This window comes from Vibrio sp. 10N.222.46.A1 (genome assembly GCF_041473595.1).
Taxonomy (GTDB): domain Bacteria; phylum Pseudomonadota; class Gammaproteobacteria; order Enterobacterales; family Vibrionaceae; genus Vibrio; species Vibrio tasmaniensis_A.
In genome coordinates this window covers 1-2,548 of record NZ_JBFRSN010000339.1, presented here as the reverse complement: position 1 = coordinate 2,548, position 2,548 = coordinate 1, and the positions used below count along the sequence as shown (strand labels likewise).

Genomic DNA, 2,548 nt, shown 5'->3' with positions numbered 1-2,548 from the left:
TACCGAGAGACAGTGTGATCAATCATACGGTCGGCAGTTCAGAAGCATTTGTGCGCTTGGCACTATCGGGTGTTGCCTATTGCTTGATTCCTCGATTGCAGATTATCGAGGAACTAGAGTCTGGTGCTCTGATTGATATTACCCCTGGCTTTCTGCTGTCTTATCGCATCTATTGGCACCATTGGCAGCTTGAGAGTGGGGTGCTAAAAGAGGTATCCCAGGCGATATTAAGTTTTGCTCACAATCATTTACCTCAGTAAGTTGTTGGTTTTTTCAGCGTCAAAGTTCTGTTAGATGTGCACAATCAGGATTGGCTAAACGATAAATTACTCTATGATGGAAGGACATTTGTTTAGCATAGGTCTACCTAATGAAGTTTGTACCAAAGATGTTAGCAACGTCTCTTACTCTTACTGCTGCGTTGAGTGCTGTGAGCTTTCCATCACTGGCTGACTCTCCATCCTTTCCGCATATTTCAACAACAGGTTATGGTGAAGTCATCGCGACACCAGATATGGCGACATTCTCAGTGAGAGTGGTAGAGTCAACGATGACGGCTGAACAGGCTAAAAGTACTGTTGATAAAGTGGTAACGGGCTTTCTAAATAAGCTGCACCAAGCCGGCGTAGATGAGGCGAGCGTACACAGCTCTAATCTGTACCTATCTCCTCAGTACCATTATCCAAAAGATGGCAAACCAGAATTGGTTGGCTACCGCGCTTCACGCAATGTGAGCGTTCAAGTGAATGAGCTCGCTAATCTCAATGAGTACATGGATATTGCAATAGGACAGGGTATTAACCAAATCGATAATATCCAGCTGCAAGTGCGTGACCAAGCTAAGTATCAAGAGCAAGCACGCTTAGAAGCGATCAAAGATGCGACATCAAAAGCTAAATCATTAGCGAGTGGTTTTGAGCGTGAGCTAGGTGATGTTTGGCGTGTTGATTACAATGCACAATCTTCTCAGCCTGTGCTAATGCGTTCAATGGCGATGGATGCGAGAACAGAGTCGAACTCTTATGAAGACTCAACGATCACAATTCGTGATCGTGTCAATGTGATCTATCAGATCGAAGAATAAGATAGCGCTATAGAGGCTTTTGGATCATGGTGATCTAATTACCTACGATAGGCCAAATACTAAAAAGGCTCTCATTGCGAGAGCCTTTCTGTTTTTACTTATGGTCTAACTCGATGATTAGTGAAGAAGACGAGCACGGATTGTGCCTTCGATCTCTTTCAGTTTAAGCAGTGCTTCTTCTGAACGATCCGCTTCTACATCGATAACTACATAACCCATATCAGCCGCAGTCTGTAGGTACTGACCCGCGATGTTGATGCCTTCTTCAGCGAAGATGGTGTTGATCTGAGTTAGGATACCTGGGCGGTTTTCGTGAATGTGTAGCAAGCGAGATGTGCCCGTATGCAATGGCAGTGAAACCTCAGGGAAGTTAACACTTGATAGCGTAGAGCCGTTATCAGAGTATTTCGCTAGTTTACCAGCAACTTCAACTCCGATGTTCTCTTGTGCTTCTTGAGTTGAACCACCCACATGAGGCGTTAGAATCACGTTATCGAACTGCATTAATGGAGACTCAAACGGGTCTGCATTGGTTTTTGGTTCTGTTGGGAAAACATCAATAGCCGCACCAGAAAGGTGACCAGAATCCAGAGCGCCACACAGAGCAGGGATGTCAACTACCGTGCCACGAGCTGCATTGATAAAGATAGAGCCAGGCTTCATGCGCTCGAACTCTTCTTTACCCATCATGTCTTTAGTTTCATTGGTTTCAGGTACGTGTAAAGAGATCACGTCACACTTATTCAGCAACTCGGTCATAGTATGAACTTGAGTGGCATTACCTAGAGACAGCTTGTTTTCGATATCGTAAAAGTAAACACGCATACCAAGGTTTTCAGCAATAATACCCAGCTGAGTACCGATGTGACCGTAGCCAATAATACCTAAACGCTTACCACGAGCTTCGTAAGAGTTGTCTGCACTCTTTTTCCAGATACCACGGTGAGCAAGAGCATTTTTCTCTGGGATACCGCGAAGCAGTAATAGAACCTGACCTAGAACGAGTTCAGCAACACTTCGAGTGTTTGAGAACGGTGCATTGAAAACAGGGATACCGCGCTTTGCTGCTGCTTGAAGGTTGACTTGGTTAGTACCAATACAGAAACAACCGACTGCAACCAGCTTTTCAGCCGCATCAATAACTTCTTGGGAGATGTTGGTGCGAGAACGGATACCAATGAAATGAGCATCTTTAACTGCTTCAAGAAGTTCATCTTCAGGTAGTGAGCCTTTGTGGTACTCAATATTTGTGTAACCAGCGGCTTGCAGTACTTCTACAGAAGAAGGGTGAAGACCTTCTAGAAGTAGAATTTTTATTTTTTCTTTTTCCAGTGAAACTTTGGCCATTGTTCTCGTCCTTAAAATGGAAAGGTTGGGCAAATGCGGCGCACGTGCTACAAAATGGCTGAAAGGGGAACAAATTCACCACTCTGTTAGGAGACAAACGTTTTCCCTGTGCGTCTT

Annotated in this window: 2 protein-coding genes and 1 pseudogene; 2 read left to right on the top strand and 1 reads right to left on the bottom strand. The window is 44.5% G+C overall.

The features are described 5' to 3' along the window. A pseudogene (locus AB4496_RS11130) lies at positions 1–260 on the top strand (ArgP/LysG family DNA-binding transcriptional regulator); the annotation flags it as partial. 110 nt (positions 261–370) lie between these two features. Further along, complete coding sequence (locus AB4496_RS11125; protein ID WP_009847667.1) at positions 371–1,084, top strand: oxidative stress defense protein; 714 nt, start codon at positions 371–373, stop codon at positions 1,082–1,084. Positions 1,085–1,201: 117 nt separating this feature from the next. Here AB4496_RS11125 and serA read toward each other — a convergent pair whose 3' ends face one another. Next, on the bottom strand, positions 1,202–2,431 hold the full coding sequence (gene serA / locus AB4496_RS11120; protein ID WP_017097288.1) for a phosphoglycerate dehydrogenase: 1,230 nt from the start codon (positions 2,429–2,431) through the stop codon (positions 1,202–1,204). Positions 2,432–2,548: the final 117 nt, after the last annotated feature.